General features: G+C 43.1%; 20 protein-coding genes. 13 read left to right on the top strand and 7 right to left on the bottom strand.

Annotated features, from left to right (window positions below; translation table 11 throughout):
• Nucleotides 1-25: 25 nt before the first annotated feature.
• Nucleotides 26-757: a ZIP family metal transporter gene (locus ACM1ND_RS22680; RefSeq protein WP_053326102.1), complete on the bottom strand. Its 732-nt coding sequence runs from the start codon at nt 755-757 to the stop codon at nt 26-28.
• A gap of 281 nt (nt 758-1,038) precedes the next feature.
• Here ACM1ND_RS22680 and trxB point away from each other — a divergent pair, with 281 nt between their 5' ends.
• The 5 genes from trxB to ACM1ND_RS22655 all read left to right on the top strand — a co-directional run bounded on the left by trxB (nt 1,039) and on the right by ACM1ND_RS22655 (nt 6,884).
• Nucleotides 1,039-1,980 carry a thioredoxin-disulfide reductase gene (trxB, locus tag ACM1ND_RS22675; protein WP_025724162.1) on the top strand — a complete coding sequence of 314 codons (942 nt, stop codon included), beginning with the start codon at nt 1,039-1,041 and terminating at the stop codon, nt 1,978-1,980.
• A gap of 58 nt (nt 1,981-2,038) precedes the next feature.
• Nucleotides 2,039-2,269 (top strand): glutaredoxin family protein, encoded by a 231-nt coding sequence (locus ACM1ND_RS22670; RefSeq protein WP_007432162.1) that lies wholly within the window; start codon nt 2,039-2,041, stop codon nt 2,267-2,269.
• A gap of 364 nt (nt 2,270-2,633) precedes the next feature.
• Nucleotides 2,634-4,523: a beta-glucoside-specific PTS transporter subunit IIABC gene (locus ACM1ND_RS22665; protein ID WP_418026591.1), complete on the top strand. Its 1,890-nt coding sequence runs from the start codon at nt 2,634-2,636 to the stop codon at nt 4,521-4,523.
• A 50-nt stretch (nt 4,524-4,573) separates the two neighbouring features.
• The gene (licT, locus tag ACM1ND_RS22660) at nt 4,574-5,410 is read left to right on the top strand and encodes a BglG family transcription antiterminator LicT (RefSeq protein ID WP_418026590.1); all 837 of its coding nucleotides are present in this window, start codon (nt 4,574-4,576) and stop codon (nt 5,408-5,410) included.
• 16 nt (nt 5,411-5,426) lie between these two features.
• Nucleotides 5,427-6,884 carry a glycoside hydrolase family 1 protein gene (locus ACM1ND_RS22655; protein ID WP_023990313.1) on the top strand — a complete coding sequence of 486 codons (1,458 nt, stop codon included), beginning with the start codon at nt 5,427-5,429 and terminating at the stop codon, nt 6,882-6,884.
• Nucleotides 6,885-6,955: 71 nt separating this feature from the next.
• Here ACM1ND_RS22655 and ACM1ND_RS22650 read toward each other — a convergent pair whose 3' ends face one another.
• Entirely contained in the window at nt 6,956-8,128 is a 1,173-nt protein-coding gene (locus tag ACM1ND_RS22650) for an ROK family transcriptional regulator (protein WP_339200907.1), read from the bottom strand.
• A 133-nt stretch (nt 8,129-8,261) separates the two neighbouring features.
• On the opposite strand from ACM1ND_RS22650, the gene xylA reads away from it, so the two are divergent.
• Both xylA and xylB read left to right on the top strand, forming a co-directional pair.
• Nucleotides 8,262-9,578 carry a xylose isomerase gene (gene xylA / locus ACM1ND_RS22645; protein ID WP_068938249.1) on the top strand — a complete coding sequence of 439 codons (1,317 nt, stop codon included), beginning with the start codon at nt 8,262-8,264 and terminating at the stop codon, nt 9,576-9,578.
• Between the two features lie 48 nt (nt 9,579-9,626).
• Nucleotides 9,627-11,150: a xylulokinase gene (gene xylB, locus ACM1ND_RS22640; protein ID WP_023990310.1), complete on the top strand. Its 1,524-nt coding sequence runs from the start codon at nt 9,627-9,629 to the stop codon at nt 11,148-11,150.
• Between the two features lie 117 nt (nt 11,151-11,267).
• Here the strand turns inward: xylB and ACM1ND_RS22635 are convergent, their stop codons facing one another.
• Nucleotides 11,268-14,489, bottom strand: coding sequence for a type 2 lanthipeptide synthetase LanM family protein (locus ACM1ND_RS22635; protein ID WP_418026589.1), 3,222 nt, complete (start codon nt 14,487-14,489; stop codon nt 11,268-11,270).
• A 107-nt stretch (nt 14,490-14,596) separates the two neighbouring features.
• Nucleotides 14,597-14,818 carry a mersacidin family lantibiotic gene (locus tag ACM1ND_RS22630; protein WP_103050334.1) on the bottom strand — a complete coding sequence of 74 codons (222 nt, stop codon included), beginning with the start codon at nt 14,816-14,818 and terminating at the stop codon, nt 14,597-14,599.
• Nucleotides 14,819-15,052: 234 nt separating this feature from the next.
• On the opposite strand from ACM1ND_RS22630, the gene ACM1ND_RS22625 reads away from it, so the two are divergent.
• The 4 genes from ACM1ND_RS22625 to ACM1ND_RS22610 are packed head-to-tail and all read left to right on the top strand — an operon-like array spanning nt 15,053 to nt 19,441.
• Nucleotides 15,053-15,295, top strand: a complete 243-nt coding sequence (locus ACM1ND_RS22625; RefSeq protein ID WP_338532838.1) for a response regulator transcription factor — start codon at nt 15,053-15,055, stop codon at nt 15,293-15,295.
• The gene (locus ACM1ND_RS22620; RefSeq protein ID WP_341057723.1) at nt 15,279-17,441 is read left to right on the top strand and encodes a peptidase domain-containing ABC transporter; all 2,163 of its coding nucleotides are present in this window, start codon (nt 15,279-15,281) and stop codon (nt 17,439-17,441) included. Before ACM1ND_RS22625 ends, ACM1ND_RS22620 begins: the two co-directional genes overlap by 17 nt.
• 16 nt (nt 17,442-17,457) lie before the next feature.
• On the top strand, nt 17,458-18,711 hold the full coding sequence (locus ACM1ND_RS22615) for a hypothetical protein (protein WP_418026588.1): 1,254 nt from the start codon (nt 17,458-17,460) through the stop codon (nt 18,709-18,711).
• A 13-nt stretch (nt 18,712-18,724) separates the two neighbouring features.
• On the top strand, nt 18,725-19,441 hold the full coding sequence (locus ACM1ND_RS22610; RefSeq protein ID WP_338532836.1) for an ABC transporter ATP-binding protein: 717 nt from the start codon (nt 18,725-18,727) through the stop codon (nt 19,439-19,441).
• 140 nt (nt 19,442-19,581) lie between these two features.
• Here ACM1ND_RS22610 and ACM1ND_RS22605 read toward each other — a convergent pair whose 3' ends face one another.
• Genes ACM1ND_RS22605 through ACM1ND_RS22595 form a run of 3 tightly spaced genes read right to left on the bottom strand, consistent with a single transcriptional unit; the run spans nt 19,582 to nt 22,037 of the window.
• Complete coding sequence (locus tag ACM1ND_RS22605) at nt 19,582-19,755, bottom strand: FeoB-associated Cys-rich membrane protein (protein WP_418026587.1); 174 nt, start codon at nt 19,753-19,755, stop codon at nt 19,582-19,584.
• Nucleotides 19,756-19,791: 36 nt separating this feature from the next.
• Entirely contained in the window at nt 19,792-21,801 is a 2,010-nt protein-coding gene (feoB, locus tag ACM1ND_RS22600) for a ferrous iron transport protein B (protein WP_341056696.1), read from the bottom strand.
• Nucleotides 21,792-22,037: a FeoA family protein gene (locus ACM1ND_RS22595; RefSeq protein ID WP_016820309.1), complete on the bottom strand. Its 246-nt coding sequence runs from the start codon at nt 22,035-22,037 to the stop codon at nt 21,792-21,794. The genes feoB and ACM1ND_RS22595 overlap by 10 nt, the downstream gene beginning before the upstream one ends.
• A gap of 280 nt (nt 22,038-22,317) precedes the next feature.
• On the opposite strand from ACM1ND_RS22595, the gene ACM1ND_RS22590 reads away from it, so the two are divergent.
• Both ACM1ND_RS22590 and ACM1ND_RS22585 read left to right on the top strand, forming a co-directional pair.
• Nucleotides 22,318-23,445, top strand: a complete 1,128-nt coding sequence (locus ACM1ND_RS22590; RefSeq protein WP_418026586.1) for a transglutaminase domain-containing protein — start codon at nt 22,318-22,320, stop codon at nt 23,443-23,445.
• Nucleotides 23,446-23,492: 47 nt separating this feature from the next.
• Nucleotides 23,493-24,869 carry an MFS transporter gene (locus ACM1ND_RS22585; protein WP_028541833.1) on the top strand — a complete coding sequence of 459 codons (1,377 nt, stop codon included), beginning with the start codon at nt 23,493-23,495 and terminating at the stop codon, nt 24,867-24,869.
• The last annotated feature ends 56 nt before the right edge of the window (nt 24,870-24,925 follow it).

The following is a 24,925-nucleotide window of genomic DNA, read 5'->3' as shown; positions in this document are numbered from 1 at the left end:
AAGGCAGCTTTTTTGTGTTGCTCGGCTATAGCCATTCGGTTAGCCCAATCATCGTAATTAAGCCGAGAATAAAAGAGAATGTGGCGATCCGCTGGTTGCCATCCCCGTGACTCTCGGGAATCAGTTCCTTGTAGACGATAAACATCATGGCTCCGGCGGCAAAAGCAAGCCCGTAAGGTACCAGTCCGTTCACCCAGCTACTCAAATAAAACCCGATCAGACTCGTTATGATTTCCACGGCTCCGGTGAGGGTAGCAATGCCCAATGCCTTGAAACGGCCAATGTTTTGATTCACAAGGAATAATGCTACGATAAAGCCTTCCGGGGCATTTTGCAGGCCGATAGAGAAGGCGATCAGATTGCCGAGATTGTGAGTCTCACTTGCATAGCTGACTCCAACGGAAAGCCCTTCTGGCAAATTGTGCAATGTAATAGCTGCGATAATGAGAAAAGATTTGGACTCCAGATGAAAGGTCTTGGAGTCCGGGTCCTCCAAATCCGCATGGGGAATGTACATTTCCATCACCAGTAATACGAGACAGCCGAGCAGGATTCCCGCAGTCAGCACGAACCAATTGGAATGCTCGATCGCTTCGGGAATGAGGTTATACACGGATGCAGAGGTCATAATTCCTGCGGCATAAGCCAACAAAACATCGCGAAGCCGATGCGTGATATTACGCATAAATAGTATGGGCACGGCGCCGAGTCCAGTGGACAGGGCAGAAATAAAGCTACCTACAAAAACGTCATTCATAATCGGGATAATCCCTCCATACCTAATTTATCTTTAAGCTTCGCTTCATGAAAACTTCATTTGACTGTTTACAGCTATTTCCGCATAATGAAATTAGGATTTAGAATCAGTCTAAGTCATAAGAACCTACAAAACAAGTGATTCGTTTTTGCAATATCCGGGTGTCCACATTTTGGGATAAGCTTCTGGTGGAATTACTTTTAGAGTATATGCAGCTGCCCAGCGCCCGGTACCGAAAACTCGTTATATAATACTTATGATATTTTAGGAGGAACCAAGATATGTACAAGTCCATTATTATAGGTACCGGCCCTGCCGGTTTGACCGCTGCAATTTATCTGGCACGCGCTAACATGAGCCCACTGGTGATCGAAGGACCACAGCCAGGCGGACAATTAACCACGACTACGGAAGTCGAAAATTTCCCAGGTTTTCCTGAAGGAATCATGGGGCCCGATTTGATGGATAATATGCGTAAGCAAGCAGAGCGTTTTGGCGCTGAATTCCGCACAGGTTGGGTAAACAAGGTAGACACAACTGCTCGTCCATTTACACTGGATGTAGAAGGGTTGGGTGAACTGATTACCGACACACTGATTATTTCCACAGGGGCGACTGCCAAATATCTGGGTATTCCCGGTGAACAGGATAATATCGGACGTGGCGTAAGCACTTGCGCAACATGCGACGGCTTCTTTTTCCGTGGCAAAGAAATTGTTGTCATCGGCGGTGGAGACTCTGCATTGGAAGAAGCCAATTTCCTGACTCGTTTTGCTTCCAAAGTAACGTTGGTGCATCGTCGTGAAGAAATGCGCGCCTCCAAAATTATGCAGGATCGTGCTCGTGCGAACAACAAAATTGAATGGGCGCTTAATCGTACTCCTGTAGAAGTGATCGCTGACGAGAACGGAGTCACTGGCTTGAAAGTGCTGAATAATGCAACAGGCGAAGAGGAGATCATTACAGTTAGCGGCGTATTCGTGGCGATTGGTCACCATCCGAATACAGGCTTCCTCGAGGGGCAAATTACAACGGATGCGAACGGTTATATCGTCGTAAATCCGGGGACTTCCGAAACAAACGTGCCAGGCGTATTCGCTTGTGGCGACGTACAGGATACACGCTACAGACAAGCAATTACCGCAGCAGGTAGTGGATGCATGGCTGCTATGGACAGCGAGAAATACATCGAAAGCTTGGAGCACAGCGCACTGGCCCTGTAATGATCTTCGCAAGGTTGAATAAATATGATGTAACAAAATAAATGATGAGGTGATATTCATGGAAAAAGCAATTGTATACACATCTACAAACTGCCCGCATTGCCGTCAAGTAAAAAGCTATTTGAGTGAAAAAGGCGTGGAGTACGAAGAACGCAACATTGAAACCAATGAAGCTTTTGCTCAAGAGGTTTGGGATATGGGCATTCGTGCCGTTCCATTGACTTTGATCGGGGAAGAACGTATTTCCGGTATGAACAAAACCAAGTTTGAAAAAGTGTTGAACGCTTAATCCAACCTAACAGCAGATGACGGTCCTATGATCGTTATATGGTTTAATAAGACCCTCATTGCAGTTACATGCTGCGATGGAGGTCTTTTTACTTCTTTTTAAAAAGAGAGAATTTTGTCGAAAAGTATTGCATCTGTAGATAATCGGTGCTATATTTTAAATGTAAGCGCTTAAAACCCGGGTTGCTTCTATGTAACAATTCATCAATGCACCATCAATTATGACTTCTAATTAACTAAATAGCACAATATCCAATAAAGGCGTGTTACTGTTCGGCAGGCAAGACCTAGATTGGGTAGGATATTTTTCCCTACCCTTTTTAGGTCTTTTTTTGTTCCTTATTTTAAGAAGGTAGGTGTAACTCATGAATTACAAAGATATCGCACAAGCCATTTTTAACAAAGTGGGCGGGAACGATAATATTAACAGTGTCATTCATTGCTCTACTCGATTACGGATGACGCTTCGTAAGCCGGAATTGGCACAAACAGATGAAATTAAAGCTTTGGACGGAGTTATGGGAGCCGTGAATAGCGGTGGACAATATCAGGTCATTATAGGAAATGATGTAGGCTATGTCTACAATGAGCTAGTCAAATTGCTGGACCCGAATCAATCGTCTTCCGATGAAGCCGAAAAAGTGAAGATGGATCGAAGCTTTAAGGGATTGTTCAATAGTTTTGCGAGCATGATTGCAGGTATTTTCCAGCCCATTATTCCGGCCATTGCTGCATCAGGGATGTTAAAAGCACTGCTCTTGCTATGCACAGTAACCGGAATCATGAGCAAGGAAAGCCAAACGTATATGATCCTAAGTGTAATCTCGGATGCGGCATTTTATTTTCTGCCTATGCTGCTGGCTTTCTCCAGCGCGCAGAAATTCAAGACTAATCCATTCGTATCCGTACTCCTAGGGGGTGTGCTACTTCATCCGAACTTAATCAGTTTGCTAGGAGGTGAGAAAGCTGTCACATTTGCGGGCCTGCCCGTAGCATCGGTACAATACGCTACCTCCGTTATTCCTATTATTTTGACCATATGGCTTATGTCATACATTGAGAAATTTGCTGATAAAATCTCTCCCGGACCTGTGAAAATATTTCTAAAACCATTAATCGTCATTCTGATTGTCGCACCTGTTTCTCTCATTGCCTTAGGACCTCTAGGTACGTATTTGGGCTTAGGTATGTCCAACGGTGTATTCTGGATTCAGGAACGAATCGGCTGGCTTACAGTCGTATTGATGTCTATCGTGATGCCGCTAATCGTCATGTTCGGCATGCACAAAGTATTCTATCCTATTATTTTTGCTGCGCTGGCTTCACCAGGATATGAAACATTGGTACTGGTTGCCATGTTGGCTTCCAATATGGCCCAAGGCGCGGGTGCATTTGCCGTCTCGCTGAAAACGAAAGATCCCAAGTTCAAACAAATTGCTTTGTCCGCAGGTATTTCAGGGGTATTCGGCATTACGGAACCCGCTTTGTATGGCGTACATTTACGCCTGAAAAAAACACTGTTCGCCTGTATGATTGGAGCCGGGGTTGCCGGATTGTTTGCAGGTCTTATGAATTTAAAAGCTTATGCAGCTGTGGGTCCAGGTTTTGCATCACTGCCGATGTTTATCAGTGAAGATCACTCTAACCTGGTATATGCGCTTATTACGATGGCTATTTCGATCATTGTGACGTTTATTGCAGTTTATATGATCGGCTTTCAAGATACGGTTACCGAACCGGCTAAAAAAGAAGCTCGTCCCGAGCCTGCTAAAGCACAAAGTATAAGTAAAAGCTTCAAATCTAAAACCGTTATTTTCGCACCTATGGAGGGCACCGTAATTCCCTTACAGCAGGTCAAAGATGAAGCATTCTCTCAGGAAGCAATGGGTAAAGGGATGGCTATTCAACCAAGTAGCGGAAAAGTGGTCGCACCTTTTGACGGCATCGTAGCAAATGTATTCCGCACCAAGCATTCCATAGCCTTAAAATCAGTTGAAGGCGTAGAACTGCTCATTCACATCGGTTTGGATACCGTTAAGCTGAAAGGCCAGCATTTTACTGTGCATGTACAGGAAGGGGACGAAATTAAGCATGGGCAACTTCTGATTGAATTTGAACTTGAAGCCATACAAAGGGCGGGGTATGATACGATAACTCCGATTATTGTGACCAACATGGCGGACTATCTGGAAATCATGGGTCATGAAAGTTCAGAAAAGACAGGGCCGGAGAAGCCTCTAATTACTGTACTTTAACAGTGTGTTTGTTGGGGGAATCAAGCCTGGAAAGTGAGATGTCGTTGGATATGAAAGTAATTAAAGTTCTCAATACGAGTATTGTTCTTGCCAAACGTGAGGATCACAAAGAAATTATCGTGATGGGGAAAGGGATCGGCTTTAAAAGCAAACCTGGTGACTTCGTCGATGAGAACGAGATTGAAAAGATATATGTTCTTGAAAATGAAAGCATGTCTTCTGATCTGACGGCGCTAATGAAGGAAACACCCAAAGAGTATTTGATTCTGGCAGACGAAATCATATCTTATGCCAAAAATACACTATCCAGTCACTTGAATGAGCATTTATATGTATCCCTGACAGACCATCTGTACATGGCAACCAAACGATTTATAGAAAATATGAAGATTCAGAATCGGATGCTGTGGGAGGTCAAAAAGTTTTATCCGGAAGAGTTCGGTATTGGCTTGTATGCGCTCTCCTTGATTGAAAAGCGTATCGGTCTAGAACTGCCTGAAGAGGAAGCGGCGAATATCGCCTTTCATTTGGTTAATGCTCAACAAACCGATAACAATATGAACCAGGTTTTATTGATGACCAATACGGTCAAAGACATTTTGAACATCATTAAACTGCATTACCAAATCGAACTGGATACCCACAGCATCAACTATTCGCGTTTTCTAACGCACCTTCAATTTTTTGTTCAGAGATTACTTGAGCATAAAATGTTAGATTCTCAAGATCCAGAATTAATGAGCCAAATTGTGAACAAGTATCCTGAAGAAGAGAAGTGTGCATTATCGATTCAACAATATATTGAAGCCAAATTCGAACTTTTGATCCCGGATGAAGAACTCATGTATCTGATCATTCACTTAAAACGAGTCATAAGTAGAAATTAAAGAGGAGGAGCTAGAGATGACAGAAATAAAAAGAACATTTCCGAAAGGTTTTTTATGGGGAGGTGCGGTAGCCGCAAATCAGGTGGAGGGCGCCTGGAATGTCGATGGTAAAGGGATATCTACAGCAGATATGGCTATTTACAAAAAGAATGTGAGCAAAGCTGATTATAAAAAACACAATTCAATGACTGAGGAACATATCCAAAAGGCGATGCAGGACACGTCAGATCATGATTATCCCAAACGTCAGGGAATTGATTTTTATCACCGCTATCCCGAAGATTTAGCATTGTTTGGTGAAATGGGATTTAAAACGTTACGAGTTTCTATTGCTTGGACGCGTATTTTTCCCAACGGAGATGAGGACAAGCCCAACGAGGCTGGACTGCAATTTTATGATCGGCTGTTTGATGAAATGCATAAAAACGGGATAGAGCCACTTGTCACCCTGTCCCATTACGAAATGCCAATGTATCTTGTAAACCATTACGGAGGCTGGACCCAACGGAAAGTTGTAGATTTCTTTATCCATTTTTGTAAGACTGTATTTAAAAGATACCAAAATAAAGTAAAGCACTGGATCACTTTTAATGAAATAGATAGTATCGTGCGCCATCCGTTTACGAGCGGTGGTATTTTACCGGAGCGCTTTGAAAATGTAGAGCTAGCGGTTTATCAGGGGCTGCATCATCAATTTATAGCTAGTGCTCTGGCCGTAAAATACTGTCACGAAATCATTCCAGATTCTAAAATCGGCTGTATGTTAACCCGGCTAACGACGTATCCGCACACCTGTAATCCGCAAGATATTCTGGCAGCGTTTAAAGATAATCAGTTCAACTATTTTTTCACGGATGTACAGGTTCGTGGAGCGTATCCCCATTATATGAAACGCTTCTTCCGTGAAAAGGAAATCGTGATTGAAAAGCTCGAGGGTGACGATGAAATTTTGAAGACGCATCCGGTGGATTTCATTTCCTTTAGTTACTATATGTCGTTGGTTGCTAGTGCGGATAGTGAAGGCATGGAAAAAGTCAGTGGGAATACGATTGGCGGCGTTAAAAATCCTTATCTGGAAACGAGTGATTGGGGCTGGCAGGTTGACCCAGTCGGCTTGAGACTCTCTCTGAATGAGCTGTACAGCCGCTATGAAGTACCATTGTTCATTGTAGAAAATGGTTTGGGGGCATACGACAAGGTGGAGGAAGATGGTAGTATTCAGGATGATTACCGTATTGATTACTTCCGTGCACATTTTGAACAAATGCATGAAGCGATTCTAGACGGGGTTGAACTCATGGGCTACACCAGCTGGGGAGCGATCGACTTGGTCAGTTATTCCTCATCTGAAATGGAAAAAAGATACGGATTTATATATGTGGACAAAGACAATGACGGTAATGGGACACTTGAAAGAAAACGAAAAAAGAGTTTCTACTGGTATAAGGATGTTATCTCCAATAACGGGTTGTAAGAAGAGGATTTTGCAAAATCCCGAGAAAAGTGGGCGTACAGGAACTTGAGTGTTCCCGTACGCTTTTTTTCTTATAAAGATACGCGCACACGCCCGAGAAAAGGAGCGGTTGCTGCATAGGCGGCACCTAGCATCGTCGAACGGCTGCCAAGCGTGGAGAAACGGATCTGTAGTTGCCGACGGTGATAGGGCAGAGCACGTTCGTCAATCACTTCACGCATACTTTGCTCCAACCAAGGTCTGGCTTCCGCCAGTGGACCGCCGATGATAAGCATTCCGGGGTTGAGGCTGTTCACAATGTTGGTAATACCCACACCCAAATATCGCCCAATATCACTAAGGACGCTTAATGTACTCGCTTCACCTTGCTGAGCAAACGGCAGTAATTCCGCTGTATTATGTGCAGGCAGTTTCAATGTGGATGCTACATACGCCTTCTCCGAAGCATACAGCTCCCAGCAGCCGCGACTACCGCAGGAGCAGAGCCGTCCGTTCCAATCAATGGTCATATGACCCGTCTCTCCGGCGTACCCCCAAGCTCCTTGATACGGTTTGCCGTCAATGATAATCCCGGCCCCGATCCCGGACCCTGCACTGATGTAGACCAGATCCCGCACCAGCTGTCGGTGATCACCGTCCATACCATAGTACAATTCGCCCTGCGCGCCGACGTTGGCTTCGTTATCCACTACGACGGGCAAACCTAGCTCAGCCTCAAGCTGCTGCCGCAGCGGAACCTCTTCCCAGCCCAGATTGGGTGCGAACAAAACGGTTCCGGTTTCATCCACCATACCCGGTACCCCCAGCCCAATGCCGACGATACCATGAGGGGAGGGAGGAGTGACCTGCATGAGCTCCTGAACGAGCTTTCGAATCTGTTCCATGATAAAGGCAGGATCATGCTGGGTTAGGGAAAAGGTAAGCTCTGTTTCAATGGTACCTGCCAGATCGGTTAGAGCGCCCTTGATGTACTGTACACTCACCTCAATACCGAGTACAAAGCCTGCACGGCTGTTGAACAGTAGCATCAAAGGCTTACGCCCGCCGCTGGATTCCCCTAATCCCGTCTCATACACAAGTCCATCGGTGATGAGCTCTGCCACCAGATTGGAAACGGTGGCCTTGTTTAATCCAGTTTGACTGGATAACTGTGCGCGGGATAGCGGAGCATGAAGGCGAATACGCTCCAGCACAATGGATTTATTCAGCTTTTTGACAAGCGCCTGATCGCCAGTGACATTCATGTTAATTCACTTCCTGTTGGTGTAATTCCTGATATTATATCATAAAAACAAACTTAGTTTAAGCAATAGACAAAGTCTTTTAGCTGTGCTAGAATCGTTTTTGTAAACGTTTACTATAAAGGAGGAACTTATAATGGCTTATTTCGAACAGGTATCTAAAATTAACTTTGAGGGCAAGCAATCCGACAATCCTTTTGCGTTCAAATTTTATAATCCACAGGAAATTGTAGCGGGAAAAACGATGGAGGAGCATTTGCGTTTTAGCATGGCCTATTGGCATACACTGGTTGCAGGCGGCTCTGATCCTTTTGGTGTAGAAACAGCGGAACGTCCATGGTCCAAGTTTACCGGGCTGGATTTGGCGAAGGCACGTGTGGAAGCTGCCTTTGAGCTGCTGGATAAGCTGAATTTACCTTATTTTGCTTTCCACGATGTGGATATTGCACCAGAAGGCGCGTCATTGAAGGAATTTTACAGCAATCTGGATACCATCGTGGATCTGATTGAGGAACATATGAAAGCTACGGGGAAAAAACTGCTGTGGAATACGGCGAACATGTTTAGCCATCCACGTTATTTGCATGGAGCTGCCTCGACTTGCAATGCAGATGTATACGCACACGCAGCTGCTCAGATTAAAAAAGGGTTGGAAGTGGGCAAACGTCTGGGCGCGGATAACTATGTTTTCTGGGGAGGCCGTGAAGGCTACGAAACACTGCTGAACACGGATTTGAAGCTGGAGCAGGATAATTTGGGACGTATGTTCCATATGGCCGTAGACTATGCGCGTGAAATCGGCTTTGATGCTCAGTTCCTGATTGAGCCAAAACCGAAGGAGCCAACTAAGCATCAGTATGATTTTGATGCGGCGACGACGATTGCCTTCCTGCAAAAATATGATCTGGATCAGCATTTCAAGCTTAATCTGGAAGCTAATCATGCAACTTTGGCGGGGCATACTTTTGATCATGAAGTACGTGTAGCACGGATTAACGGCATGCTGGGATCACTGGATGCAAATCAGGGAGATTTGCTGCTGGGCTGGGATACGGACGAATTCCCGGTTGATCTGTATGATGCCACACTGACCATGTATGAAGTGCTGCAAAATGAAGGCTTGGGCCGTGGCGGTATCAACTTTGATGCCAAGGTGCGCAGAGCATCATTTGAGCCAGAAGACTTGTTCCTTGCGCACATCGCAGGTATGGATACGTATGCGAAGGGACTGAAGGTAGCCGCCAAACTGATCGAAGATCGTGTGTTTGAAAACTTTATTGAGAAGCGCTACAGCAGCTTTAAAGAAGGTATTGGAGCAGACATCGTATCCGGAAAAGCAACGCTTGCTTCTCTTGCTGAATATGCTTTGGCGAACGAAACACCACGCAAAAACGTATCCGGTCGTCAGGAATATCTGAAAGCAACATTAAATCAATACATTTTAGCTGACTAATGCCAGAACTTATAAGGGTAGTACGATAACAGGGAAGGAGGAACTCCAATGCAGGAGAAGCTAAATCAGGAGCAGGAACGCTATGTCATCGGCGTAGATTTGGGTACCAGCGCGGTCAAAACGGTGCTGGTTAACCGCAAGGGGCAGGTGTCTTATGAAACCTCCCAGTCTTATCCGCTCCATCAGCCGAAGGCGGGGTATAGCGAACAGCACCCTGAGGACTGGGTCAGTGGCACGTTAGCATCACTGAAACAGCTTGTGGAGAAGGCCGGAATCGGCGGCACAGATGCCGTGGACGGTATTAGCTTTTCGGGACAGATGCACGGGCTTGTGCTGACTGACAAGGAAGGCCAAGTGCTTCGTCCGGCTATTCTGTGGAATGACACGCGTACAACAGCACAATGCCGTCGTATTGAAGAAAAGCTCGGATCGGAGCTGCTGAACATCGCACGTAATCGCGCGCTGGAAGGCTTCACGCTGCCCAAGCTGCTGTGGGTGCAGGAGCATGAGCCAGATGTGCTGGCCCGTGCGGCACATTTTATGCTGCCCAAGGATTATGTGCGCTACTGTCTGACAGGAGAGCTGGCGACGGAGTATTCGGATGCGGCGGGCACGCTGCTGCTGGATATTGCGAACAAGCAGTGGAGCGAAGAGATTGCTGCCGCGTTTGACCTACCGTTGTCGCTGTTCCCGCCGCTGGTGGAATCCTTTGATCAGACGGGTACGCTACTGCCGGAGATTGCGGAGCAGAGCGGGCTTTCGCCTGAAACGAAGGTCTTTGCAGGTGGTGCGGACAACGCATGTGGCGCGATTGGCGCCGGCATTTTGAGCGAAGGCCGCACCCTGTGCAGCATCGGCACCTCAGGGGTTGTACTTTCTTATGAGGAACGCAAGGATATTGATGTGCAGGGGCGGGCGCATTTTTTTAATCATAGTGAGCAGGATGCTTATTATATTATGGGGGTTACGCTCGCGGCCGGATACAGCTTGACTTGGTTTAAGGATACCTTTGCACCAGAGCATTCTTTTGATGCACTGTTGGCAGATGTGAACTCTATTGAGCCGGGCAGCCAAGGGCTGCTGTTCACGCCTTATATCGTCGGCGAACGTACACCTCATCCAGATGCAACCATTCGAGGCAGCTTTATCGGGATGGATGCGGGGCATAAGCTTGCGCATTTTACACGGGCGGTACTGGAGGGAATTACGTTTTCGCTCAAGGAATCCATTGATATTCTCAGAGGAACGGGCAAAACGGTGAACGAAGTCATTTCCATCGGTGGCGGTGCACGTAATGAGGCATGGCTGCAAATGCAGGCAGATATTTTTAATGCGGATATCATCAAGCTGGAAAGCGAGCAGGGACCTGCCTTGGGGGCGGCCATGCTGGCTGCTTATGGTAGTGGCTGGTTTGAATCTCTGCAAGCGTGTGCTGAAGCTTTTCTGCGTGAAGCAGCGAGATATTCACCAAACCCGGAACATGTGGCACGGTATGAAGGCCTATACGAACTGTACCGTGAAGTTTACCTGCATACGCGAGAGCTAAGTGAGCATTTGGCAGTATATCGGTGAATACGGGACTGCTTGGGGCAGGAATGAATCAAAATCACCTTTTACGTAATCAAAAGCCACAATTAAGGTGTCCTCATTAAGGATAACCTTTATTGTGGCTTTTGGATTCTAAGGATGTTAAATGCAAGAGGACTCCTTTTGAAGTGGCTCTTGTAGTGAGAGGATACTTGGTAGGGAAGTTAAGGAGTAAAGGCGCATGAGTTGATACCCTATTCCAGACAAGCCTAGCCACAGCCCCTGGGAATCTAACGCAGTGGGCAGACCAGTCTTAAATTTACCATGCTCCAAATAATAATTTAACGCATTGTTACCCTGTTTCCTTGCTTCCGTAACCCAATCCGGACGGTTAAGAGCTTGTCCGGCTAAAATTAATAATTCAATATTTCCGAGGCTTCCATGACAAATACAATGGCTCTTATTGAATCCATATTTTAAAGTTGTATTAACTGCTCTTTCGATATTATGAACGATATCAGGTACTAGACTGGACTTTAAATAAGGTATACATAAGGTTAGTCCTATGCCAATTCCACTAGCCCCATGACACCAATTAGCAAGATCATGATTCTCCTTATTACCATGATCAATCCAGTTAAAATAGTCTGGAGAATAAGATTCTGTTAAGTGAGCCAATGCTTTCTCTGCAGTAGCATAGTAGCAATTTTTTTTAGTAACTGCTGCAAGACGAAACAAGGCTGAAGCAATACCAATGCTACCGTGGCCAAAGCCTACATAGGGGGTTGGAGATACATTAGATACCCATGAAATCACTCCGTTATTCTTTTTTCCATGCTTTAACAAATGCTCTCCGTATTGAATTGCTACTTCTAGAGTCTTTGCCGATTTTGTATGGTTATATTCATTTAAAAGAACGTGAATAACACCTGCCGATCCTCCTAAGAGATCAAAGAAAGCATCCTCTTCTACGCTATCTTCCAAATTACTTATAATGTCCGATTTTCGCTTGCTCCAAGCATCGTTAAAACCTAATAGGTTCTCAAAATGAGAGAGAATATATAAGAGAGAAGCTTGACCATAGAAGGCGGATGGGAACTTCAATTGTACAGGTATTTTACTTAGTGCTGTTTCTAATGCAGCGAGAGCTACACTAGTATATTTTTCATCTTCTGAGATTTTTCCGAGATAAGCCAGAAATAATGCAATGCCTGCTGTACCATCATATAATCCAGGGCTTAAGGCGGACAAATAAAGCTGTCCACGATAATTTAAGTTCATTCCAATCCAAGTTACATACTTTTTACTTGGACTAAAAACAGATTTTTTAATTAACTCATCGCCAAGGATTCTTGCTGTCTCAAGAAATTTTTTAGAGTGTAATGGTTTTGGACTGTAACCGTTTATCATTACTTTTTCATTTGGAGAGGGACCATGCACTTTATGTACATGTTTTCCTAATGATGAGCCTGCTATGGAAGAAGAGATCCAATCGCTATATAAAGAAATACTGTCAGTAGTTAAAGATTTCAGTCGATCTTCTACTATTGACATGCTTGTTCGGGTGAACACATCTTTTATACATTTTCCATAGCTATCCCAAAGGTCAAGAGAATTAGGCTTACTAGTGAAATATGGAATATCTCCTGCTCGTAAATCTTGTAGTTCTGAAGAAATAATTCGATCATCCAGCCATGAAAACCAAATCCGATCAAGTAAATTCTCTTGATTTAGAGCATCGCGACCATAATCAGGGTGACGAGATTCTAGAAGAAAATTTGTATAAAATTGTGTTGAACGTAATACGATACGCACTGGCGCATCCTTAAAAGTAAAGAGAGGACTTGTTGGGGCTAACAAATCCATTCTGTATTGGAGAAGCATGGAACATAATGATTGGAAACCGTTTACAATTTCAGCAGTATAGTCACCTGCATTTTTTAATTCTCCCTCCAATGAAGGGCGATTGTTACCCGTTGAAGTGGCTTGAGACTTCCTAATGTAGCGCATATTATCAGTATTTAAATCTATCAAACTCAAAACCGGGTAAGGTGTCATTTGCCTTTCTCCATTTACACCACTTAATTCAATTCCAAATCCCTTATCATCTTGATGAAACAAGATGGGGAGGAGAGAAGTACCTAATGGAGAATTACGAATCCTAAACTGAGCTTCTATATCTGCCGAGTCGGGTACATCATTGTATACCTGGTTGTGAAAGAGGGTTTCCAAATCAATCAGCATGGGATGCTCCCCAAAAGCAATTAAATTTTCATAATGAAAATCGGTCCCATCCAGTAAATATATAATGGCTAAAAGCGCTCCTAAACGTGTATAAAAAAGTTGGATTTCTTCTTCAGTTTTGCAAGGCTTTGCTTCGATAAAATTTTCATAACCATAGCCTTCTAGTACGATAACAGAATTTTTTTGGAGAATAGGAGCAAAACCTTTATCATTAAACCATTGAATTAAATCTTGAAAATGGAGTGAGATATCTAATGGCTTTGGTTTATACATAAACGATTGCCCGTTTGCAAGATATAGCCGCATTACTGTGCGACCTTGCTGATGAGAATCACCGAAACTAGCATCAATACGCGTAAGTTCTGATGAATGTAAAGAAAATGAATCGATAATCATAGATCTATTTAAGAGATAACGGTCTAACGTTTCTTTTATTACATTTACAAACAGCATAGTTCTTTCAGCTAAAGTGCGGGCAATAACTGCATACTCAGAAAAAAATGATACAAGTTGTTTATGTTCTACAAATTTTTTCTCAATGAAAGAGATAAATCGTTCCTCCGGAGTTTGCCCTTCTAATTCTTCCAAAGCTTTAGCTATATTTAGTTCTAAAACAAATGACCGACCTGCGATTTGGATTAATTGAAAAGACAATGTATGCAAGACCGAATTTATCGTACTCTCATGTAAAATAAAATCCTGGACGTTATCTATGTTTGATAAGTGCTGTTTTAATTGATTTCTTGCCCAAATTATAAATGGACGAATAAGAACATTCATCGTTCGAGACTCATTTTGTAAAACTGGGTGATTTTCATTCATTTTTAGAGCCTCTTCCAAAACTCGAAACCAATCTGCTTGATACTCTTTGATTATCGCTAAATAGTTCTCATCCCATTTAAGATTTTCAGTAGATTGAATCAAGGCTCCAAATATCTCTTCATTCATACTTGAAGCTTTAAACCGAGCTTCCTTTTTGGATTCCGTACTAATTAGAGCAAACTTAAACCATTCGTCTATTAGTTCTGTTGTCTTTTCTTTATCTTGTCTCCAATTTTTATTATTAAAACCTTGAAAGGCTTGATCAACAAGGTTCTTACGTTCATGTAAAAAGAGAGCACGCATGATCTGCTCTTTCATAATTACCCCGTCCTCGTTTATGTGAAGTTAAAAAACTCAATTTTAAGAAATAAAATAACTTAGGTATACGCCAATTAAGGCGTATACCTAAGTGGCATCCACTTATTTTATCCAGCATGCCCTGGAAAGCAAACTAGCACTGTGACACCAATAACAGTAACAGTAATAGTTGGAGTAGAATCTGGTTGCACTCCTAAACCGCCATGTACACGAGCGAGCTCATCAGCGCTCAACTCGACCAAAGCGTCACCTGCAGGATGATCAATACCTTCTCCAGCTACACGAAGCTTTGGATTTTTCCATGCTTGGATCATTTCTTGTTTTGTCATTATTCTTTACTCCTCTCAGGAATGTAGTGATATAAGACAAACTTAATGATAAACATATTTTTTAAAAATTTGCACTTCATAAAAATGCATTTTAATGTAAATATCTAAAAGAATTCAAAAAAATACTTTATTTTAATCTATTCTTTTAAATTTTACAAATATTTATTAAGTATGTATTGAATTTTTTCCTTAATTATGAAAAAATATTTACAAAAGACTAAGGGGGAGTGAAAATTGAGAGAAAATCAAAATTTATCTCCAAAAGAACAAAAAGTTGCAATTTGTATAGCTCAAGGATACAAAGACAGCGAAATCTCCCAGGATTTATCTATTAGTATGAGACGTACTGCCGAAATTGTGGCTTCAATTAAAGAGAAATGGAATATAAAAACAAGAGTTGAGATTGGCATATTTGCTTATCATTATGGTTTAGTTTTTTTGACAGAAGGTATGGAGGTGCATTCCTCTGAAGCTTAATAAGAAAGTACCTTTTATTGAACAGATGGAACATAGTGAATGTGGATTAGCAAGCTTGGCTATGATTTTGGGTTTTTATGGACATAATATTTCTTTAACAGAATTAAGAAATCAGGTTGGTGCAGTGCGCGCAGGTATGTCTATGCAACAACTTCAAGAAATAGGGAGTACATATCATTTAACATCACGAGGATATCGGGCAAAGGCATCTCAATTAAATGAGCTAACCGCTCCTTTAATTTTGTTATGGGATAATCAGCATTTTGTGGTTCTTGAGAAAATAAAAAAGAAAAAAGCAATAATCCTTGATCCAGCTTTTGGAAGACTAATTCTTTCCCTTCAAGAATTCACAGAGAAATATTCGGGTTTTGCACTTTCATTAATCCCAGTAAAGGATTTTCGTAATAAAAGAAAAAGACCAAAATGGACGTTCTATATCAAATTAGCTTTTAAGAGCAGAAAACTTCTTATTTCTGTATTTTTGGTCTCAATACTTCTTCAAGGATTAGGTATTTTAATACCTAAGATCACCCAATTTACTGTTGACAACTTATTAGAATCCAAAAATTATTCTTTCCTGATCACGTTGGGGGGAGCGATTTTTACTATATTTGTGTTCTCACAGTTATTCCAATTTTTAAGAGGTTACTTGATTGCCAAGTTGCAATCCCAAATGGATACATCTATGATGACACAATTCATCGACAAGCTTTTTAAACTTCCTTTTGATTTCTTCGAAAATCGAAAAGGAGGAGAATTGGTATTTAGAGCTAACTCCAATGTAACAATTAGAAGGGTATTATCTAATCGAGTTATAACTATTTTTATTGATGGGCTTTTACTTGTAACTTATGCAACACTAATGATTAATCAACTATGGCAAATTGGATTAGTAGTTACAATTGTAGGCTTTCTAATGTTACTTATTATAGTTTTAAGTTCTTTTATTACTCACCGTTTATCTAGAAAGGAGATTTCGAGCCAGGCTGAGATGCATGGTTTTTTATCAGAACATATACATGGAATTACAGATGTAAAAGTTTTAGGGTTCGAGAATAGAGTGTTTAATAAGTGGGAGGAGCTTTTTAAAAAACAGCTTACCACTACGGAAAAACGTGTCATTTGGAATGTATCACTTGATTCTATGACAGTTAGCATCCAGTTTGTTTTTCCCCTCCTGATTCTATGGATTGGATTTCATTATGTGCTTGAGGGATGGATAACTTTAGGGGGCCTCCTTGGCTTACAAACGTTGTCAACTGCTTTTATGGTACCGATTGCTTCCTTAGGATCGACTCTTAGTGAACTCGTCACTGTGGGCTCATATATTCAACGAATTCAAGATGTTATTGAGAATGTAGAGGAGCCTTCAGGTACCCAAAAACCGAATCATACTTTTAGAGGATATATTAAGTTTAAGGATGTTTCCTTTAATTATTATCGATTTGGAAAATACGTTTTAAAAGATATTAATCTTGAAATACTGCCAGGTGAAAAGGTTGCAATTGTTGGTGCTTCAGGTTCAGGTAAGAGCACTTTGGCGAAGTTAATATTAGGACTCTATAAGGCTTCATTGGGAGAAGTCAGCATCGATAATATACCGCTGAATCAATGGCATTTGAGCGAGCTTCGTCAAAAAATAGGTGTTATTTTACAAGAAACAAAATTATTCAATGTTTCTATATTGGATAACATCGCCATGGACAATGGAGATTGTACCATAGATATGGTAGTTCAGGCAGCAAAGCAAGCCGATATTCATCGTTTTATTATGAGTCTCCCTTTAGGCTATCAAACTGTTGTTTCCGAGAACGGATTAAACTTTTCAGGGGGACAACGGCAACGTATTTTATTGGCGCGTGCTTTTTTGGCAGAACCTCAAATTCTTCTTTTAGATGAGGCAACAAGTTCACTTGATAGTGTTTCAGAGCAATTGATAACAGATTTCTTACAAGAAAGACATTGTACACAAATCATTATTGCTCATCGTCTTAGTACAATCCAACGAGCTGATAGAATAATTGTGCTTGATCAAGGGGAAATAATAGAACAAGGTAATCATCAGGAATTAATTGATTTAAAAGGTCAATATTTCAATTTATATAATTCTCAGAAAACTGATTTTCAGTTTGAACCAGTTTTGTGACTTGGAGACGAGGAAAATGACAAGTATAAAGTTATGTGAAATATTGTATTTGAAACAACTCGAAAAACTAACTAAAATGGATGCCGCTTTATTCATTTTTTTATTAATTCTAATACCCAATGGATTAGCTAATGTTACCTTGAGATTAAACAGCATGGGTTTTAAACCAATGACGTGGGCTATCATATATGGAATCATTGGTTTTTTGATTCATATTGGTATAAGTATATCCACTACAAAAATAGAGGAAATACGTTTTTTGTGGTCTATAGGAAAGGGGAATTTGTTTCTAACCCAATATACTATGGTAAAAAAAATCCCTTTTCTAATATTACTTTTATGGATCGTAGTTGGTCAGATCTTGTGGGGTGTTCATAACATTCATATTTATAATATGGTTTCAGGATTGATCTTAGGTGTACTTTTTGCCGAGATATTTGGATATATAACGTTATTTAAAAAATTCTATGGCTATGCAATAAGCTTTTTTTTTCTATCACTGAATGTAATCTATTTTATATTGCCAATGTCTCTGTCGGTACGTATTTTGACTTGGCTTTTGTTATGCATAAGCATGGGATATAAAGTTCTCTATTTTGCACAACGCTCTTGGTCTGTTTTTTTACAGTATCACGGTCCAAAAAAAATTTTGAGCCGACGCGGATGGCTATCTCAAAGTCCACTCCTAAAAAAAGAATTGTTATTCATCATTAGACGAGGCAACCTGTTTTCTTTTTTTATTTTAGCTATGGGAATTGAAGTTTTGAACTATTATATCATTAGAGAAAGTTCGCTTATTCTTCCAATCAGTAGCGCGGTATTAGCATGGATAGCTGTTGATATTTGGGCTGTCAAGAGTCTTATTATAGAGGAAAAAGGATTGCTAATATATAAAACAACGTTATTCGCTTGGAAGAAGATGCTGCGCACCAAATGGTTGATTTTATGTGTTGTAACCATAGGAATTATTTTTATGCATCAGTGGTTTTGGGGAATTTATTTACATATTAGTCCGATGAGTTTATTAATCCAAATTATATGGAATATATTCCTTTCAATTACTTTAATTAGTTTTGGTATGCCTTTGGGTTACAAATTTATATCCATTGATTATTTAGGAAATTACCGAATCAAGTTTTTCGGGAACTGGGTCATTGCAATGAGCATGCTATTACTATTGTACCTTCATCAATTTCATAAAGTATTATTCGCAGCTATATCTATTATGATCTATATAAGATTCATCTTTTTTTATAGAAAAGTATCTTAGGAGTGAGTCAACGATGACCCAAGAAAATAAATCACCATTTTTACAACTGGATCAAGTTTCTTTCGGTTATGGCTCTAAAGAAATTCTACATGAAATAAATTGGAATGTTTCAGACCACCAAATTACTGTGTTACTGGGTCCCAATGGAGCGGGGAAATCAACCTTATTAAGTTTAATTGCTGGTCTTCATCAGGTACAAAAAGGTACAATTCGATTCAATCAAACCATTATCGATTTTGAAAATCAAAACTATAAATCAATGATAGGCTACCTACAAGAATTCCCCTTTTATTATCCCGCACTTTCTGTATTAGAAATGATGCGGCTTATTGGGGGATTACAACAGGTACCGAAGAATCAGCTCGAAATACGTATCGCTAAATGGCTGGAGAGATTCAAATTAGAAGATTATCAAAATATAAAAATGGAAGAGTTATCTCAAGGAACTAAAAAGAGGGTTGCATTAGCCTCAACGCTCTTGCATGAACCTACAATTCTTATATTAGATGAACCGACGAACGGATTAGACCCTGATCAAGTGATGATTGTTAGAAGTACATTACAGGAGTATCTCACAGAAGGCAGAGTCATTTTGTTATCTACTCATATAATTGGGTTGGCTGAGAAATTAGCAGATCAGGTTGCCATTCTTCGAAACGGAAGGATAACATATGCAGGAAGGGCTACAATTGACCTCGAAACCTTATATATAGCACATCAACATGATTAGTTTATTAATGATCCTGACTAAAAGGTTGTTAAGGAATAAAGTGACGCAGAAAAAACTTGGCGACTGTTCCCCTGTAATGTATTTGGAGAGCAGCCGCCAAGTTTTTTTCTTACTATATCCATCCATTGTGGATGCTACGGTTAACCTTTGTGAACAGCTCTGGTATTTTCATTCACGACGCTTGTGGCACAGCCAGGACATGACTTGCTCGACGAACACCCTGCACAGGCGCCTTGACGGCTTTTTCGCAAAAATCGTACCAGCACCCACGCACTATAACCGAGGATCGCCAATAAAATGATGATATTGATCATGGAATCCACTTCCTTTTATTTACTGTAGGGCCTGACTTAACCCCAACCTAATAATCTGCCACATTGATAGATCAAGACGGCGATGATATATGCGACGGTCAAAGGATAGATCACAGAAAATGCGGTCCAACGCCACGAAAGGGTTTCTTTACGAATGACCGCTACCGTAGCCAGACACGGAACATACAACAGAATGAACACCATAAAGCTAAAAGAGGCAAGCGGTGTAAAGGCCTGTCTGACTTGTAGTTCAAGTCCCTGCATATCAGGGACGTGGTAAATAATATTCATCGTTGATACGACAACTTCCTTGGCCATAAAGCCTGTGAGCAGGGAAGCACCTGCTTGCCAGGTGCCAAAACCGAGAGGGGCCAGTAATGGAGCGAACCAACCTCCAACGGTGGCAAGCAGGCTGTCATCCATGTCTGCCCCGAAGCCCTGCGGACCGAAATTGGACAAGAGCCAGATGCCAACGGAACCTGCAAGAATAATTGTTCCAGCTTTACGGACGAAGCCTTTGACCTTCTCCCATGTGCTGCGGAATAGTGTAAGAGCCTGCGGCACTCGATAGGGAGGAAGTTCCACGATGAAGAGGGAGGGCTCACCCGACAAAATGGATACTTTGGAAAAAATTTTGGCAAGTATAAGTGAAACGATGATTCCTAACACATACATCAGCATGATGATGCTTGCCGCATGTGTTGGGAAAAACACACCCGCAAACAACGCATATACCGGCAGGCGGGCCGAACATGACATAAAGGGCACCAACAATGTTGTAATGAGACGTTCTCTGGGCTGTTCAATGGTGCGTGCCGCCATAATCGCAGGGACATTGCAGCCAAATCCGATGATGAAGGGAATGAAGCTTTTCCCGTTCAAGCCAACGGCTTGCATCAGGCGATCCATTAGTATCGTGACCCGTGCCATATACCCGGAGTCTTCGATCACTGAAATTATCAGAAATAAAATAGCAATTTGAGGCAGAAAAACAAGCACACCCCCGACTCCAGCCACGATGCCGTCCACGACTAGGCTTTGCGTAAAAGCGGACGCGTTCAAGTGAACGAGTAACTCAGAAATCCAAGTGCTGAGTGTCCCTGAAAAAAATCCATCCAGCATATCTGAAAGGATCGTACCCGCCCAATCGAAGGTGAACTTGAAGGTAGCGTACATCAGCAGCAAAAAGATCGGAATCCCCAGATACCGGTGAGTTAATAGTGCATCCAGCCTATCCGTCAGGCTGTGCGGTCTGAGTTTGGAGGTGTCGAGTGCCTTGGTGCACAGATCAGCAATCCATGCTGTTCGTACAGAACGAATATGCTGAGCAGGGGTGATGGCATGGCCTTCACCGAGAAGTTCTTCCTCGCAACGGTGGATGCGCACAGTTACTTGTTCACGCTGTACCTCATTCGTCATCCATTCCATGACGACAGGATTGCCTTCCAGACATTGCAGTGCGGCCCACCGCAGTTGCGGCACAGGTGCATTTGGCAGCAAGTCGCAAATATCGGTAATAGCAGCTTCAACGGCAGGGCCGTAGTCCAATTGAAAAGCATTGGATGTACGTCTTACCTCCCGAAGAGAAGCGAGCATTTGCTTACTTCCACTGCCTGTACGCGCCACCATAGGAATGATGGGAACGTTCAACTGATCGGCTAACAATTCCTTGTTTACACGAAGACCCGTGGCATCGGCTACGTCAGTCATGTTTAAGCCAAGTACAAGCGGACGTCCATACTCCAGTAGTTGTACGGTCAGATAGAGATTGCGCTGGAGCTGGGAGGCATCCACGATGTTGATCAGGGCCGTAGGTGGTTCTTCCAGCAAATATCGGGTTGCGACACCTTCATCCAGCGAAAGAGGGAGTAAAGAATAGGCGCCCGGCAAATCCACCAATACGGCGGACTTGTCACGCAGGATTCCTGTTTTCTTTTCCACTGTGACGCCGGACCAGTTTCCTACTTCTGCATACGTACGAGTCAGCTTGTTGAATAATGAGGTTTTTCCTGTGTTGGGATTACCGAATAGAGCGATCATGTCCATGTTGGAACAACCTCCAGTTGCTTCACTTGATTTTGACGGAGGCCAACCAGCTGGCCGTTGCATTCAATGACGATAGGACCGCCCAATAAACTGATTTTCTTTAATCGTATGATGGAACCTTCGTTGATACCCATATCTGTTAAGCGACGGCGCAATGAGGGATGAAGAGGGGCAAGAGATTGCAAACGCACAGTTTGACCTAATGGTGTACGAAGGAGTGAGATACATTCTGGCATGGTGCTCAGCCTTTCTGATCTAGAATGAGAATCAATATCATTTACTTCCGATGCCAGTACCATATCATGAGGAAACCTAGATTGCTGTGATAAAACTCTCTGCGAACGACAAGTCTGCTCGTTGTCCCATCTGTTATATAGGCGTGTATAATGTCACAACCTGTCTTGAACTGCTCCCTTACTCGTCTGCAACCGACAAAACTAGAGCGTTTGGGGCAACTGTTTTTATGGTAAGATATAGCTGTTTACAACTATGCTAAGAAGGGCAGGAACGCTCTGTATGAACAGAAAAATCGGGGTTAGGCTTGTAAAATGTCTGGTTGCGGGTGCAGCGCTGGCTGTGTTGCTGCCGCAGGCTGTGGAGTGGGGCAGCAATGTGTATGCGGCATCGACCAAGCCGGCTCCATCCGTATCATCGCAGCAGCTTCAGAACAAGCTTTTACAGGCAATGGCTACGCGGAGTGAAACGCTGACCTTTACATATCAAGGGCGAGTGAACGGTCTCAAGCAACAATTACAGACGGCCATCCAACAGGCCATGGAGAGCGATCCGTATGTGAATTATACGATCAAAAGCTACGCATTCAGCTATACAGGCACAACGACCTCCGCTCAGGTTACGATTCGTCTAAGCTACCGGGAGACGAAGGAACAGACAGCATATGTGGATAGCACAGTTAAAGCAGTGCTGGGGGATATTATTACGAAGGGAATGACGGATCATGAGAAGGTAAAGGCCATTCATGATTGGATCGTCGTTCGCCTGAAGTATGATGAAGCACAACAAAAGTACACAGCCTATGATGGCCTGAAAACGGGAAGCACAGTCTGTCAGGGTTATTCACTGTTGGCCTATAAAATGCTGGAACGTGCAGGCATTACGAACCGGATTGTGGAAGGAAGAGCAGGGGGCCAGCTGCATGCCTGGAATCTTGTTTTATTAGATGGTCGATGGTATCACATGGATACGACATGGGATGATCCAACCCCGGATCGCGCGAACGAGGTAAGCACTTCATATTATCTGTTGACGGATACCGAAATGCGACGGGATCACTCATGGGTAAAGCCGTATCCTCAGGCGAATACATCGTATCGTGAAACCTTATCAGTTCTGGTGGCTACCGGAGGATCAAAGGCTGCTGTGTATCAAAAACTGTACAATACCCTCGAATATCCGCTGCAAGACGGCAAGGGTCTGGTTAAAACATCCGCCGACATTAAGGAACAGGTGCGTAAGATTGTAAATAAGGGAGGGACGACACTTACCTTTGCCTATCAGGGAACGGAGCGAAGTCTCAAGGAGGATTTACAATCCTTATATCAACTCGGTTTAAAATCCATTTCCTATCAGATTACGGATCTAGGAAGTACCGGCAATCTTCGTGTAACCCTGAAATGGACCTAATCATCTTGCTGTAAAAAGCTACATTAACAAAGGAGTATTCTATTTATATGCACAAGCGTTCCTTTACCTACTTGCTTGGCACGCAGACTATGTCCAATGCGGCCGACATTCTTTACATTATGGCACTTGTGTCTCTGGTTTTTCATGAAACGGACTCGATCTTCTCTTCGGTACTCGTCCCGTTGCTGCGAATGGGGGCACAGATGATCAGCGGCTTTTTAGCACCGCTCATTTTGGTCCGATTCCAGCTTCCTTTTATTTTATTCGTTTCTCAGTTCGGGCAATTGGCTTTCTTTGCTGTTCTGCTGGGCCACTTGTGGTCAGCGGGTACGGAGCCGATATGGGTGATGGTGTTTACGTTGGTGGCAGCCATGTCCTTTCTGGACGGATGGACCACGCCTGCGCGTAATGCGCTGATTCCCCGCCTTGCGTCTGGGGAAGGACTCATGCGGGCAAACAGTCTGGTATCGGTCAGCGACCAGACGGTGCAATTAGCGGGATGGGGGCTTAGTGGTGTGCTCGTAGCCATGCTAGGCTCGGAAAAAACACTACTGGTGGCTGGCGGGCTGTATATGGTAGCAATGATCTTCACCAGCCTGATTCGAGATCCACTAGAGGGCAAAGCCCATTATTTGCTGCAACCTGGAACAAGGGTGCGAGGTGGAGATGTCTCAGTTTCCGAAACTGGTACTGAGTCCGGGCAAGGGCATCATGACTTGCCTCCTGCACGGTTGGAAGATACACTGTATGGCCCGGAATCAGAGAGCACCGCACTACCTCCCAAACGTAAAAAGGAAATACTCCGTGAAGGCTGGAGCCTCATCGGAGCCAGTCGCAGACTGAAAGCTCTTATTTTTATGGATATGATTGATCTTCTAGGAGGTTCGGTTTGGGTAGGCGCGTTCACGCTTGCTTTCGCTCAGCAGGTTTTGCACAAGAGCGAGGCATGGTGGGGATACATCAATGCAGCGTATTTTGCAGGAGCGATTGGCGGCGGCATCGTTGTTCTCGCCTGCGTCAAGCATTTGCAGCGCAGACTGCTGCCCGCCATGCTGGCGGGGATGGTAGGCTACGGGCTGCTGACAGCGTGGTATGCACTGAACACATTACCGCCGCTGACACTGCTTATCGTGTTGTTGATGGGACTACCTGCGGAAATGTCCGTCGTATCCCGCCGCACGATGATGCAAATGAGTGTGTCCGTACATGATTTGCCCAAGGTGCTGTCTGCCCAGGCCACACTGACAAGTTTGACCTTTTGTATATCGCTGCTGTTAATGGGCTGGATTGCAGATCATCTGGGCATCGTTAATTTGTACTTGTTTTCTGCAGTGCTGACGCTGATTGCTGTTATATACGGTATTTTTAGTCGTCGTGCCTTATCCATGTCTTTGTCAGCTTCATTGGAACCTTCCTCCAAATAAACAGAAAAAGCCCGTCTCCGGGCATATACAGGTGAAAATGCGGATAAACGGTCTTG

This window comes from Paenibacillus sp. JJ1722, assembly GCF_048282685.1.
GTDB classification, from domain to species: Bacteria; Bacillota; Bacilli; order Paenibacillales; family Paenibacillaceae; genus Paenibacillus; species Paenibacillus polymyxa_B.
The sequence above is the reverse complement of the archived record's forward strand: the minus strand, read 5'-3'. Positions and strand labels throughout refer to the sequence as shown.